Genomic DNA, 13,350 nt, shown 5'->3' on the forward strand with positions numbered 1-13,350 from the left:
TCTCGGCCTCAGACCGAAAAGCTGATATTTGCCTGACCCGTTCCGGAACTACCGAAATACGGGGTGTAGATGTCGATCTCGCCTTTGTAACTGCCCCATCCCAACGCACCGAACAGCAGCGCAGTGTCGTTCATCGCACACTCGCCCGTACATTTCTTGGCGTAGTCGGGTAGAAGCTCCAGGAATTCTTCGAAACGGCCCTGCTCCCACAATTCGAGCACGCGCATATCCATCTGGCGGTTGAACTCGCCATTCACCGCGTTCAGACCCTCGACCGAGCGTTCATTCGGCGTGAAATCATGACTTAGAGACCCGGAGGCCAGAATAGAAACATTGCGGTCCGAGCGCCGGATGCCTTCTGCGATGGCTTCGCCCCAAACGCGGTTCTCGGCGATGGATGAGAACTGGTTGACCGCAACCGGCAGTATCCGGGCATTCACACCGTCATTGATGAAATGCATTGGCAAAAGGGTACCGTATTCCATGCCCATGTCGGGATGCGAATGACCCAATGCCCGTTCCCCACGTTCTCTCAGAACGTCGAGGATGGTTTCACCAAGATCGTGATCACCGCGATAGTCGAACTCCATATCCGCCAGCATGTGCGGCAGTTCATGGCTAATAAAACGGCCCTTGTGGTGCTCCTTTGTGTTCAGGTGAAAGCCCTGATTGGTGATCCAGTGCGTGTCGAAGATGATGAAGGTGTCGACCTCGCGGTCAATCGCGTCCTGACGCAGACGTGCGTAACCATCTATCGCAGGTTGCCGGATACCTTTGTATTTCGGCATCGTGTGGGACATCCAGATGCTGGGCACATGTGTGATCTTAGCAGCCTGTACAATCTTTCCCATGACAGTTCCTCCTCACTTAAGGTGGCGTCTGACCGCTTTGTTAGGGAGAGCGGACGACCAGACGTCGTTTGGTCCGACTCTCAAAGAGTTCATGGACCATAGATGTGCGCGCGTATCTTGTCTTTTTACGAGCGGCACCTTGTCCAGACGTCGCTCGAGAGGCGTTACTTTCCCAACTGCATAATCTTGTGCTGACCAGTGGCAAAGCCCACGTGTTTCTGCTCCATATAGAAGTCAAAGCTCCAATCACCGCCGTCGCGACCGATACCTGACGCCTTCACTCCGCCAAAAGGCGTGGGCAGGTGACGAACATTTTCCGAGTTCACCCAGATCATCCCAGCTTCCAACTTATCGGTAAAGCGCAGGGCGCGTGTAAGGTCGTTGGTCCAGACATAGCCGGTTAACCCATAGGGCGTGTCATTGGCGATTTGCAGCGCTTCTTCTTCGGTCGAGAAGGGAATGGAAGTTAGCACGGGGCCAAATATTTCCTCTCGCGCGATGCGCATGTCGTTGTTGGCGTTGGTAAATAATGTCGGGCGTACGAAATACCCGTCATCACCAACCTTGACGCCACCAGCCGCGACAGTTGCACCATCCTCTTCGGCGATGTCGAAGTATGAGGTCACCTTGTTGTAATGCTCCTCGGTGACCAGCGGGCCGATCTCGGTCTCAGGGTCCAGGGGGTGCCCGACATTGATGTTGTTCACACGCTCGACCAGTTTGGCCTCGAACTCTTCTTTGATAGTGTCCTGCACCAACAGCCGCGAGGACGAGGTGCAGCGTTCACCGTTGATCGAGTAGATCATGAAGATCACCGCATCCAGAGCCCGGTCCAGATCGGCGTCATCAAACACGATAACGGGGTTCTTGCCGCCTAGTTCCAGGTGCATCCGCTTGAGCGTATCGGCACCCTGCTTTGTGATGATGCTGCCTGTCCGGCTTTCTCCGACAAAAGCGATGGCTTTGATCAAGGGGTGCTCTGTCAGCGCCTTACCGGCATCAGGGCCAAAACCGTTCACGGTATTCAGCACGCCCTTGGGCAGCCCTGCCTCTTCGGCAATTTCCACCAACAGGCGGGCGGACAAAGGTGAGTCTTCGGCTGGTTTGTGGACCACGGTGCAGCCCGCGGCCAGAGCTGGCGCGATTTTCCAAGTCGACAGCATGAAGGGCGTGTTCCACGGAGTGATCACACCAACCGGGCCGATAGGTACACGAGTGGTGATATTCATCAACGTCGGCGATTTCAGGTGTTGCCCGTCGCGAGCCTGCACGACTTGATCCGCAAAGTAGCGAAAATTCTCTGCACCGCGCAGCGCCGCCTTGGACATGAACCGTAATGTTTGGCCCGTATCCCAACATTCACACAGCGCAATTTCTTCTGCCCGGGCTTCGATCGCATCGGCAACGTTTAGCAGGATCCGGCGGCGTTCGGTGGCGGGCATGTCGCGCCATTCAGTAAAGGCAGCATGGGCCGCTTCGACCGCCGCGTCGATATCGTCGGACGTACCGTGCGCAACGTTGCAGATTACTGATTTGTCCACCGGAGAGGTGGATTGGAAAACGCCAGCTGCGCCATCCCGGTCTTCGCCTGCGATACGGTTCTTGATGCCCGTTTCTTTGAACCGGGCCAGAAAGCCTGCCAGTTTCTCGATATTCGTATCCAGTACGCTCATGCGTCAGGTCTCCTGCTTTGTCGCAGCCAAATGATTCCGGATTGTGCCGGTCTTGGGCGAAAGGTCTGGGTCGATGTCACGCATCTCTAGTGAAAGCGCGATAGAGTGTTTCGAGAAGGCCGGTTCCAGATACGCCTCAACCGCGTCAAAGATACGCTGTGTTGCGTCCTTCTTAACGTCGTCAGGACGGCCAGCGCGCAGGCGGATTGAGATGTCCACAAAGCCATGCTTGGGATCTCCATCCGCAATGGCAAAATAGTCAACACGCGTGGCGCGGACGCGGATTCCCGGCATTGGAAAAGCCTCAATCCCCGCAGCGGTGTCTCGTATACATTCGCACAAGCCACCGATATCGATCCGATCGTCCAGATTGCCGGAGTATTCGACGTGGAAGTGTGGCATGACCTCTCCTTTACTACTTAACATGTTTAGTAAATTGTATCGCGATCGTCAAGAACTTGCTTTGTTAATCTTTGCAATTCGTGAAATGGCGTTCTAGAAGGCTGGAATGAACCGACAAAGCCATACAACGAGAACCTCTCGCGCTCTTCCGATCGCTCTGCTGCGCGCACGCGAAACCGTTATGGCCCCAATTCGGGATATGCTACAGGGCATACAGCTGACCGAGCAAAAGTGGCGTATCCTTCGTGTTCTGGACGAAATGGGCGAAGTGGAACAAAGCACTATTGCAAATGAGGCCTGCCTTTTGCTGCCCAGCCTGACACGAATTCTACGCACGATGGAGACTGATGGGCAGATATCCCGCCGTCAGGGCAGCACGGATAAGCGCCGCACCATGGTGAAGATCACTGATGAGGGGCGTCAAATTCTTGAAGAGAACCTTGCGACCTCGCTGGCGATTCACAATACAATCGAGGCGCAAATGGGACAGGAAAAAATCGACAATCTGCTGGATCTACTTGAGGAATTGCAGGCCGTAAAGGTTTGACCCCGACCTTCAAAATCGGGGTCAGCGTGATCACTACAGGCTCGCTAGTCCTGTATCCAGGGCGGACAGGATCTTGGCTACGTCATCAGACGTGATGACCAACGGCGGAGACAATATGATGTTGTTTCCAGATACACGGACCATAACGCCATCTTCATAAGTTGCTTTTTGAACCTGCAGCGGAAGATGTTTGGCAATTGGCGCCTTGGTCGCACGGTCCGAAACCAGCTCGAGCGCGCACATCAGGCCTTCACCCCCTCTCACGTCACCGACTACGTTGTATTTGTCGGCCAGTTTTTTTAGACCGGCAAACAATTCATCCCCCCGTGCAGCTGCGTTTTTCCATACCTGTAGGCGGTTGATCTCGGCCAGCGTGGCCAAGGCTGCGGCCGCGCCAACCGGGTGTCCGGAATAGGTGTAGCCCTGATCGACAGAGGCTCTGCCGGTAGTGTCGCTTTCGAACACCTCCGCAACCGCGCCAGAGATCATAGCCGCACCGAAAGGGAAATAGCCGTTTGTGATGGCCTTGGCTGTTGTCATGATATCGGGTTGCACTCCCCAATGCCGCGCGCCACTTTCGCTGCCTGTACGCCCAAAGGCAGTAATGATCTCGTCGGAAATCAGCAGAATTCCGTGCTTCGAGCAGACCTCACGCACCATGGGCATAAAGCTCTTGTGCGGCGGGATCACTCCGCCCGCGCCCAAGATTGGCTCCATAATAAATGCGGCGACGGTGTTTGCACCCTGGAATGCGATTTCGGCCTCCAGCGCTTTTACGCAAAGCTGCGCAAGACGCTCGGGGTCCGTCTCGTCGAACGGGTTGCGATAGGTCCAGGGCGCGGGCACGTGGAAACAGCCCGGCATCATTGGCTCATAAGCCGCGCGGAACTTTTGATTGCCATTGACCGAAGCAGCCGCGAAGTGGGTGCCGTGATAGCCCTGTTTCAAGCTGATGAACTTGGTACGGCCAGCCTCGCCTCGAACTTTGTGAAACTGACGTGCAAGTTTCAGCGCGATCTCAACCGAATCCGATCCACCCGAAGTAAAGAATGCACGGGTCAATCCGTCAGCTGCAAAGAACTGCGCCAGCTCATAAGACAATTCGATCGCCTTGTCGTTGCTGGTGCCGCGAAAGGTTGAATAATAGGGTAGCGCATTCAGCTGATCGGTGATGGCCTGCTTTACCGGATCACAGGAATAGCCCAGATTGACGTTCCATAAGCCACCCACTGCATCCAGCGCCTTGTGACCATCTACATCAATGATGCTGACCCCTTCACCTCCGGTCAGAATGGTCGGCGGGTTTTTCTGGCTGTCGGCCGGGTGCGCCATTGGTTGCCAGAAATGTCGGGCGTTGTTTTCCTTCAGAAAGTTGGAGTCTTTCATGTAGTGTGTCTCCGGAGATTTAGTCCGCCCGTCAATCATGGGTGGAATTCGGTTGGAAAAGTTTCGGGCATCTGGCCGCCAAAGTTTGCGGTCAGTTCTTTCGAAAGAGTGTGGAGTGAGGTCAAAATCAGCGGCTGCCGCGCGCTGGTTGCACGAATTTCGGGAACGGCAATCGCAATGGTTCCAATCGCGATCTGATCAATACCGAAGATAGGCGCCGCATATCCGAAGACACCATCTTCATAGCTGCCATTACTATTGGCCCAGCCCGCCTGACCGATTTGTGCAACCCGGTCACGGATAATCTCTGGGTCCGTCATTGTTGCCTCGGTAAATCGGGTGAGTGTGTCGGATTCCAAGCGTTCCAGAAGGAAAGCGGGACCGAAGCTCAGCATGCATAATCCCGAAGCAGTCGCGTTGACCGGAATAATTTCGCTAGGGTCGAGACTTACGCGAACGCTGTGCTGCGTGGTTTCAACCACCAACGCGGTTTGTAGAGTGTCTTTCTCAAGCAGGGTAAGGTGCAGGCTCTCGCCAACCTCATGCATCGCGGCCTGCATTTTTTGGCGTGCACCATCAAGGCCGGGCTTGGCAATTTCGCGCAGGGCGGCCAACCGTAGAGCCGCTGGTCCGATGGCATATGATTTCGTCTGCGGATTCTGCTCGATTAGGCCGAACTCTTCCAGTGCTCGTAAGTGGCGGAGGGCGGTCGCCTTGTTCAAACCAGCCAGGCGCGCAATGTGACTCAGCCCGATTTCCGGCTGAGAGCTTGAAAAGTACTCTAGCATTTTCAAGGCATTAAGTGCGGTGCCCATGTGTTTTGCCTCCTCCCGGTCAGGTTATACTTGACAGAAATAACTTAACAACGCAACATTAATATCGTTAACGAGGTTCATTTATTGAACCACTAACGGGAGGTGTCAATGAGGAAATTTCTAGCAACCGCCGCATTTGTAGCGTCAGCAACCGCTGCACTGGCAGAGTATCCAGAGAAGCCGGTAACCTTCGTGGTTCCATGGCCTCCGGGCGATCTTGAGGACGTGCTGACGCGAATGATCGCGGACGAATTTCAAGCCATGTACGACGTCCCGGCCGCGGTCGTGAACAAGCCCGGCGGCGGCGGCGGTCCGTTCCCAGGTGCAGTCGAAGTCGCCACCGCCCCGGCGGACGGATACACCATCGGCTCTTTTGTCATAGGTGTACCGGTCATTGGACCGGAAATCGGTATCCCTGAACTGAACCCGAACCCGTTTGATCCGATCGGTATTTTTCTGACTTACCCATTTGTAATCGCATCCAGCAAGGATGCGCCGTTCTCGAACTGGGAAGAACTGGCGGAACACGGCAAGGAAAACGATTTGGCGCTTGGTCATTTCGGCTCGGTCTTGCCGCCCACGCAGGTCACCTTTGCTGCTGCTGTAAGCAGCGGATTTGATTTTGCAAGTGAAGCAGCCTTTGACGCGTTGGATTGCAACACGCTGGCATCGGGTGACGTGGACGTCATCAACACCACGTTGCAACTTGTTCTACCTTGCCTGGACGACGTGAACATTCTGGCGAGCATTGGTGGCGAGCGGATTTCGCTGATCCCCGATACGCCGACGATCGTCGAGCTCAACCCGGATCTGCCGCTGGCATTGTGGAACGGTCTGTTCGTTCACAAAGATACTCCACCCGAGGCACGCGAAAAAATCACCGCAGCAGCACAAAAGGCGGTGCAGTCGGACAAGGCCAAGCAGCTTGCTGAGGAAACCGGTGCTTTGATCTACTGGCAGGACCCAGACGCATCCAATGCTCAGATTGAGCAAGACAAATCCTCTTTCGCTAAGATTGAAGAAATTCTGGGCGAGTAAGGTCCAGATCGGGCGTGGGGTACAGCCTCACGCCTCTTTCAGGTTGGGAGGAAACGATGATTGCAAAGACTTTACAGGACATGTTCAAAAGATATCGCCGACCCGGCGATGTCGTTTTCGCCGTACTGTTTCTGGCATTCGCGGTGTTTCTGTTGTCCCAGCTGGGTGATCAGACCAAGGTCGTCAAACGAACCAAATGGTTCGCGCAGCCGGGTCTTTGGCCCACAATTGCAATCTGGTGCATGGTGGTGTTCGGGTTTCTGCATTGGCTTAGCTCGGCCTTGTCAGACCGGATCAGCGGCCGCTGGACCGAGGTCGGGTTCTGGGTTCGGTCGTTCGAATATGTTGCCTATTTCCTGATCTATGTGCTGGTGGTTCCGCAGTTGGGATATCTGCCCTCAACCATGTTGTTCGCAGTCTTCCTGACCCTTCGTGTAGGGTTTCGTGGTGCAAATGCTATCGGAATAGCTGCGTTTTTTGGCTTTGTGGTCACCATCGTTTTCCGTGGCTTTCTTCAGGTCAAAATCCCCGCCGGAGCGGTCTATGAATACCTTCCGGATTCCGTGCGCGCCTTTGCGCTGACCTATCTGTAAGGGGCCACTATGGAAACGCTTCTCTCCGGCATTTCTATCCTGCTGCAATGGCAGGTAATCGTCGCCCTGCTGATCGGTTCGATCGGCGGCGTCATCATCGGTGCATTGCCCGGCGTGGGTGCGGCGGTGGCCATCGCAATCCTGTTGCCTGCCACCTTTGCGTTCGAGCCTATCGTAGGACTAACCCTGTTATTGGGTATTTACGGCTCGTCTATGTATGGCGGAGCCATTCCCGCGATTCTGATCAACACCCCCGGCACAGCGGTGAACGCGCTGACCACTTATGACGGATATCCCATGACCAAACGGGGGCAGGGCCACCGTGCGCTGTCTCTGGCGTATTCGGCCTCGTTCTTCGGGGGAGTGTTTGCGATTATCTGTCTGATGGTGTTGTCACCGGTTCTTGCCCTTGTTGCCCCACATTTCGGCAGCCGCGAGATTTTTCTGGCCGCGCTATTGGGCATCATTCTGGTTGTGCTGGCCCATCGGGGGCAGATTTTTGCCGCTGGTATGCTGGCGGCCTTCGGTATTTTTCTGAATTCGGTGGGGCTGGAGCCCGTGAAATACACCCGCCGGTTTACCTTTGATCAAAGTTGGCTGGCTTCGGGTATTGATCTCATTGTGGTCGTGCTGGGTCTGTTTGCGATTAGCCAGGCATTTCTGCTGCTATTGGAAAAGAACCACGCGCCAGGCGACACCCATGTAAGTGGCAATATTTTTGCCGGTCTCAAAGAACTCCTGGGCGTGAAACGCGTTGCTACCGTGTCCTCAAGTATCGGTGTTTTCATGGGCATGGTGCCGGGTACGGGCGAGTTTACATCGCAATTTTTGTCCTACACCTATGCTCAAAAAACGTCAAAAAACCCAGAAAAGTTTGGTGATGGCTCACCCGAGGGCCTTGTGGCGTCCGAGGCGGCGAACAACGCCGTTCCAGGCGCTGCGATGATTCCTCTGCTGGCTCTGGGTATTCCTGGCGAGGCGCTGACGGCGATGATGCTTTCCGTGTTTTATGTCCACAACGTGATCCCCGGACCCCAGCTGTTCGAAAACCAGATGGATTTCGTATTGGCCCTGTATATGGCGCTGATCCTGCTTAACGTGATCGTTCTTGTGTTCTTGTTGTTTTCGACGAACCTGCTGCTGAAGATTATCCAGATCCCGACCCGGTTCCTTGGTGTCATGATCCTGATTTTGGCATTCGTGGGGGTCTATAGCCTGCGCAACTCGATCACAGATTGTGCCATTGCTGCCGGGTTCGGGGTTTTTGGGCTGATCCTAAAACGGCTGGACCTGCCGATTGTTCCAATCATTTTGGGCATGGTTCTTGGCGGGATTATGGAAACCAAGTTGCGCAGCGCAATGGCACGGGTCAAAACGCCGCTCGACTTCATCGACCGGCCCATCGCGGCCATTCTGTTTGGCCTGATCGTTCTGATCCTGATCCTGCACTGCCGAACGCTGTATTTCGAATTCAAAAACAAACTGCGGCCGGAACCTACGATGCAACCCGTGGATTCCGATAATCCGAACCAGCAAGGATAAGCGACCTATGGATCAATTTGCCATCGACGCGCTACGTGGTCAGCCCGTACAGGCCCGGAGCCTTCTGATTGACGGGCGTCACGAGGCCGCAGCGGAAGGTGGGCAACTGGATGTCATTTCTCCAATTGACGGTCAGGTTCTAACTCAAATTGCCGAGGGCACGCCCGAAGATATGGAGCGGGCTATTGCGGCGGCCCGCACGGCGTTTGAAGACGGACGCTGGTCGCGGGCTGCACCTTCTGTACGCAAGAAGGTGTTGTTGAAACTGGCCGATCTGATTGAAAAACACGCTTTGGAACTGGCCGTTCTGGGCGTGCGGGACAACGGCACTGAGATCAATATGGCCATGAAGGCCGAGCCGATGTCGGCTGCGGGCACGTTCCGCTATTATGGCGAGGCCATTGACAAGATCTATGGTCAGATTGCGCCCACAGCTGAAAATGTGCTGGGTCTTGTGCATCACGCGCCCGTCGGCGTTGTGGGGGCGATTGTGCCGTGGAACATGCCGATGATGATAGGTGCGTGGAAGATCGCGCCGGCGCTGGCTGCGGGTAACTCGGTGGTGTTGAAACCTGCGGAATCGGCCTCGCTATCACTGTTGCGATTGGCGGAATTGGCGCTTGAGGCAGGTGTGCCGGACGGTGTCCTAAATGTCGTCACAGGCAAAGGCAGCGTGGTTGGTGAAACACTGGCCCTGTCGATGGATGTAGACATCATGGTTTTTACCGGCTCGGGTGCGACAGGGCGGCGGCTTCTGGAATATTCCGCGCGCTCGAATTTGAAACGCTGCTACTTGGAGCTTGGCGGAAAGTCCCCCAACATCGTGTTCAACGACGCCCCCGATCTCGAGCAGGCGGCCAAGGTCTCCGCCGCAGGTATTTTCCGAAATTCAGGTCAGATTTGCGTCGCGGGATCGCGCTTGCTGGTTCAGGAGGATATTCACGAAGATTTCGTCGCCGAGATCGTTAAACACGCGCAGGCCTTCCGCGTCGGCGATCCGCTGGATTTGAGCACTCAGATCGGGGCAGTGCACTCATTGCCGGAATTGGAAAGCAATCTGGAATTCGTCGCCCAAGCCGAAGCGGAAGGTGCTGAGCGCCGTGCCGGCGGTGACCGAATTCTGACGGAAACGGGCGGCTATTATATGGCACCCACTGTAATGAACGGGGTCAAACCGACCGACAATCTGTTCCGCAATGAGGTCTTTGGTCCGGTTCTGGCCGTGACATCGTTCAGAGACGAAGATGAGGCACTGCGCCTGGCAAATGACAGCGTTTATGGATTGGCCTCGGGCGTGTGGACTGCAAACCTGAGCCGTGCGCATCGCATGGTGGCGGGCATCCGCTCTGGCGTCGTTCACGTCAATACCTATGGCGGCGCGGACGGCACAGTGCCTTTGGGCGGAGTAAAGCAGTCGGGCAACGGCCACGACAAGTCTTTGCACGCAATGGAAAAGTATCTCGATCTGAAAACAGCCTGGATTCAGCTGTAAGACGATAGCCTGCAAGGAGAAGATTACCATGGGCGAAAAGACTATCTTGCTGATCGGCACCTATGACACCAAAGACCCCGAGATGCGCTACATCGAAGAATGCATCACTGCGCAGGGTGGCAACGTGCTGACCATGGACGTCTCGGTTCTTGGGGATCCAACCGCGCCCACAGACATTTCCAAACATGATGTGGCCGCGGCCGGTGGTATGACCATAGATGAGGTGATCGCGCTCGGTGACGAAAACAAGGCTTTTCGCGTGATGTCGCAGGGCGCAGCAACGCTTGTGGCACAAGTCTACGCCGACGGCAAATTTGATGGGATGCTCGCGACTGGTGGCACGATGGGCACCGATCTGGCGCTGGATTGTGCACAAGCTTTGCCGATGGGCGTGCCGAAATATATCGTCTCCACCGTCAGTTTTTCACCGCTGATTCCGCCGCACCGTTTGGCGCCGGATATTCAGATGATCCTGTGGGCGGGCGGGCTTTATGGTATGAACTCGGTTTGCCGCTCATCGCTAAGTCAGGCCGCAGGCGCTGTTTTAGGCGCAGCCCGCGCAGTTCAACGCCCTCAGCGCGATCGCCCGATGATCGGAATGACTTCGTTGGGCTCATCCTGCCTGCGTTATATGAAAACTTTGAAACCTGCTTTGGAAGAACGGGGATACGAAGTGGCCGTGTTTCATTCAACGGGCATGGGCGGTATGGCATTTGAGAAGCTTGCGGGTGAGGGCGCGTTCTGTTGTGTAATGGATTTCTGCATGCAGGAATTTGCCAACATGCTCGCAGGTTCGCTGGTGTCCTCGGGGCAGGATCGGCTGACAAATGCCGGGCGCGCGGGCGTGCCGCAAATGGTGGCCCCAGGCGCGCTAGATCTTTTGGATTTTGCCGGTTGGCAGGACATTCCCGACCAATATGCCGACCGTCCGTTCCACGAACATAATCGCCTGATCAAAAGTGCGGTGTTCAATGCAAAAGAGCGGCGCGCCGCTATTCGGGAAATGGCTGGTCGTCTGAAACAGGCTGCCGGCCCAACCCATTTTTTCCTGCCCACCGGCGGAGTTGAGGAATGGGATCGTGAAGGTCAGGAAGCGCATGACCCGGAAGCGCTTGCCGAAATGGTTGACGAGGCCCGCAACGTGATGCCTGCGGTTGCATCAACTACTGAAATCGGCGCTCATATCAATGACGACGCCTTCTGCGATGCTGTACTCAAACAGTTCGATAAATGGATGAATGACGGGGTGGTTAAGGCGACATGACTAGAAAAGCCAAGAACATCCTGTTTATCATGTTCGATCAGCTTCGGTACGACTACCTGAGCTGCACCGGACATCCGAGTTTGAACACGCCTCATCTGGATGCGCTTGCGGGCAAGGGAGTGCGGTTCTCCCATTGCTATGTTCAATCGCCCATCTGCGGTGCCTCAAGAATGAGCTTTTACACAGGGCGTTACGTACACAGCCACGGCGCTGCCTGGAATAATTTCCCGCTCAAGGTTGGAGAGGTCACTCTGGGCGATCATCTGCGCGAACGTGGGATGGATAGTTGGTTGATCGGCAAGACGCATATGAGTGTGGATCAGGCAGGGATGGACCGTCTGGGCATTTCGCGCGATGGCGTCATCGGAGCACGTGTCGCGGAATGTGGTTTTGATGTCTTCCTCCGTGATGACGGCTTATGGGGTGAGGGGCCGCAAGGCTTCTATGACAAAAGACGTTCGCCCTATAACGAGTATCTGAAAGGGCAGGGGTATGAGGCTGAAAACCCCTGGCAGCAAAATGCCAATGCCGGGGTTGATGAAGATGGTGGTGTCGCTTCGGGTTGGTTTTTGCGGCACGCTGATAAGCCTGCAAACATAAAGGAAGAAGATAGCGAAACGCCGTGGCTGACGGGACAGGCGATTGAATTTATCAAAACGCAGGATGCAAATTCCGCTGGGCCATGGATGTGCCACCTGTCCTATATCAAGCCGCACTGGCCTTACATTGTTCCAGCGCCGTATCATGACATGTACACGGCAGAGAATGTTTTGCCGGTGGTCCGCTCGGATGGCGAATTACAGAATCCGCACCCTGTCTATGAACAATTCATGCAGAACGAAATCGGCCAAACCTTTAGCAAACCGGGCGTGCGTGAAAAGGTGATACCCGCCTATATGGGGCTGATCAAACAGGCTGATGATCAGATGGGTCGCCTGTTCAATTGGCTAGATGAAAATGGTCACATGGAAGATACGATGATCGTCGTGACCTCCGACCATGGGGACTACCTTGGTGATCATTGGATGGGTGAAAAGGATCTCTTCCATGATCCGTCAGTGCGCGTTCCACTGATCATCTATGATCCGTCACAAGAAGCAGACACAACACGTGGCACTGTTTGTAGCGCGCTGGTCGAAAGTATTGATCTGGCGGCAACATTTGTTGATCTGGCAGGTGGCGATGTCCCGGATCACATTATCGAAGGCCGCTCGCTGTTGCCGTTCCTGCATGGCCAAAACCCCGAGGCATGGCGCGAGTATGTGGTTAGCGAATATGACTATTCCGCCACGCCCGAAGCCGCGGCTCTGGGCCTTGACCCCAAACAGGCACGCTTGTTCATGCTGGCGGATAAGGATTGGAAATTCATCTTTGCCGATGGTGGGTTTCGCCCGTTATTGTTCGACCTGAAAAACGACCCTAAAGAGTTGAATGATCTCGGTGCCGACTTGGGCCATGCCGAGGTGATCAACATGTTCATGAAGCGCTTGTCAGAATGGGCGCGCCGTCCATCGCAACGTACAACGGTTTCAAATGACACGTTGCTGAAGAAGCGAGATGGGAGTGCGGCCGATGTCGGTATTTTTATCGGTGTTTATGATGAGCGTGAATTGCCCTACGACGTAATAGAGAAAACGATCAGGCGTCGGTGAGACATGCTGGGGTTTTGTCCGCTGTCCCGACCTCCAAACTGATTGCGATTTTGCGGTTGCAGCTAAAATCCGGAATGCTGGCTGCGACCGCAGCA

The 13,350-nt window shown here is 55.1% G+C and carries 12 protein-coding genes; 7 read left to right on the top strand and 5 right to left on the bottom strand.

Annotation, left to right across the window (positions count from 1 at the left end; genetic code table 11):
• Positions 1–8: 8 nt before the first annotated feature.
• The 3 genes from hpaD to RUE5091_RS06765 form a co-directional block, all read right to left on the bottom strand.
• A complete protein-coding gene (gene hpaD, locus RUE5091_RS06755; protein WP_058281153.1) occupies positions 9–851 on the bottom strand; it encodes a 3,4-dihydroxyphenylacetate 2,3-dioxygenase in 843 nt (280 codons plus the stop codon).
• A gap of 164 nt (positions 852–1,015) precedes the next feature.
• The gene (gene hpaE / locus RUE5091_RS06760; protein ID WP_058281154.1) at positions 1,016–2,524 is read right to left on the bottom strand and encodes a 5-carboxymethyl-2-hydroxymuconate semialdehyde dehydrogenase; all 1,509 of its coding nucleotides are present in this window, start codon (positions 2,522–2,524) and stop codon (positions 1,016–1,018) included.
• Between the two features lie 3 nt (positions 2,525–2,527).
• Positions 2,528–2,926 carry a 5-carboxymethyl-2-hydroxymuconate Delta-isomerase gene (locus tag RUE5091_RS06765; RefSeq protein ID WP_058281155.1) on the bottom strand — a complete coding sequence of 133 codons (399 nt, stop codon included), beginning with the start codon at positions 2,924–2,926 and terminating at the stop codon, positions 2,528–2,530.
• A 106-nt stretch (positions 2,927–3,032) separates the two neighbouring features.
• Here RUE5091_RS06765 and hpaR point away from each other — a divergent pair, with 106 nt between their 5' ends.
• The gene (hpaR, locus tag RUE5091_RS06770; protein ID WP_058281156.1) at positions 3,033–3,473 is read left to right on the top strand and encodes a homoprotocatechuate degradation operon regulator HpaR; all 441 of its coding nucleotides are present in this window, start codon (positions 3,033–3,035) and stop codon (positions 3,471–3,473) included.
• Positions 3,474–3,506: 33 nt separating this feature from the next.
• Here the strand turns inward: hpaR and RUE5091_RS06775 are convergent, their stop codons facing one another.
• Together RUE5091_RS06775 and RUE5091_RS06780 are read right to left on the bottom strand one after the other, a co-directional pair.
• Positions 3,507–4,859, bottom strand: a complete 1,353-nt coding sequence (locus tag RUE5091_RS06775; protein WP_058281157.1) for an aminotransferase class III-fold pyridoxal phosphate-dependent enzyme — start codon at positions 4,857–4,859, stop codon at positions 3,507–3,509.
• Positions 4,860–4,894: 35 nt separating this feature from the next.
• Positions 4,895–5,674 carry an IclR family transcriptional regulator gene (locus RUE5091_RS06780; protein ID WP_058281158.1) on the bottom strand — a complete coding sequence of 260 codons (780 nt, stop codon included), beginning with the start codon at positions 5,672–5,674 and terminating at the stop codon, positions 4,895–4,897.
• A gap of 108 nt (positions 5,675–5,782) precedes the next feature.
• Here RUE5091_RS06780 and RUE5091_RS06785 point away from each other — a divergent pair, with 108 nt between their 5' ends.
• The 6 genes from RUE5091_RS06785 to RUE5091_RS06810 are packed head-to-tail and all read left to right on the top strand — an operon-like array spanning position 5,783 to position 13,255.
• Complete coding sequence (locus tag RUE5091_RS06785) at positions 5,783–6,712, top strand: tripartite tricarboxylate transporter substrate binding protein (protein ID WP_058281159.1); 930 nt, start codon at positions 5,783–5,785, stop codon at positions 6,710–6,712.
• A 56-nt stretch (positions 6,713–6,768) separates the two neighbouring features.
• Positions 6,769–7,305: a tripartite tricarboxylate transporter TctB family protein gene (locus RUE5091_RS06790; protein ID WP_058281160.1), complete on the top strand. Its 537-nt coding sequence runs from the start codon at positions 6,769–6,771 to the stop codon at positions 7,303–7,305.
• A gap of 9 nt (positions 7,306–7,314) precedes the next feature.
• The gene (locus RUE5091_RS06795; RefSeq protein ID WP_058278613.1) at positions 7,315–8,847 is read left to right on the top strand and encodes a tripartite tricarboxylate transporter permease; all 1,533 of its coding nucleotides are present in this window, start codon (positions 7,315–7,317) and stop codon (positions 8,845–8,847) included.
• 7 nt (positions 8,848–8,854) lie between these two features.
• Positions 8,855–10,339, top strand: coding sequence for an aldehyde dehydrogenase (locus tag RUE5091_RS06800; protein ID WP_058281161.1), 1,485 nt, complete (start codon positions 8,855–8,857; stop codon positions 10,337–10,339).
• Between the two features lie 28 nt (positions 10,340–10,367).
• Positions 10,368–11,603 carry a Tm-1-like ATP-binding domain-containing protein gene (locus RUE5091_RS06805; RefSeq protein ID WP_058281162.1) on the top strand — a complete coding sequence of 412 codons (1,236 nt, stop codon included), beginning with the start codon at positions 10,368–10,370 and terminating at the stop codon, positions 11,601–11,603.
• Entirely contained in the window at positions 11,600–13,255 is a 1,656-nt protein-coding gene (locus RUE5091_RS06810) for a sulfatase-like hydrolase/transferase (RefSeq protein WP_082643576.1), read from the top strand. Before RUE5091_RS06805 ends, RUE5091_RS06810 begins: the two co-directional genes overlap by 4 nt.
• Positions 13,256–13,350: the final 95 nt, after the last annotated feature.

The sequence above is a fragment of the Ruegeria denitrificans genome (assembly GCF_001458295.1).
In the GTDB taxonomy this organism is placed as follows: Bacteria; Pseudomonadota; Alphaproteobacteria; order Rhodobacterales; family Rhodobacteraceae; genus Ruegeria; species Ruegeria denitrificans.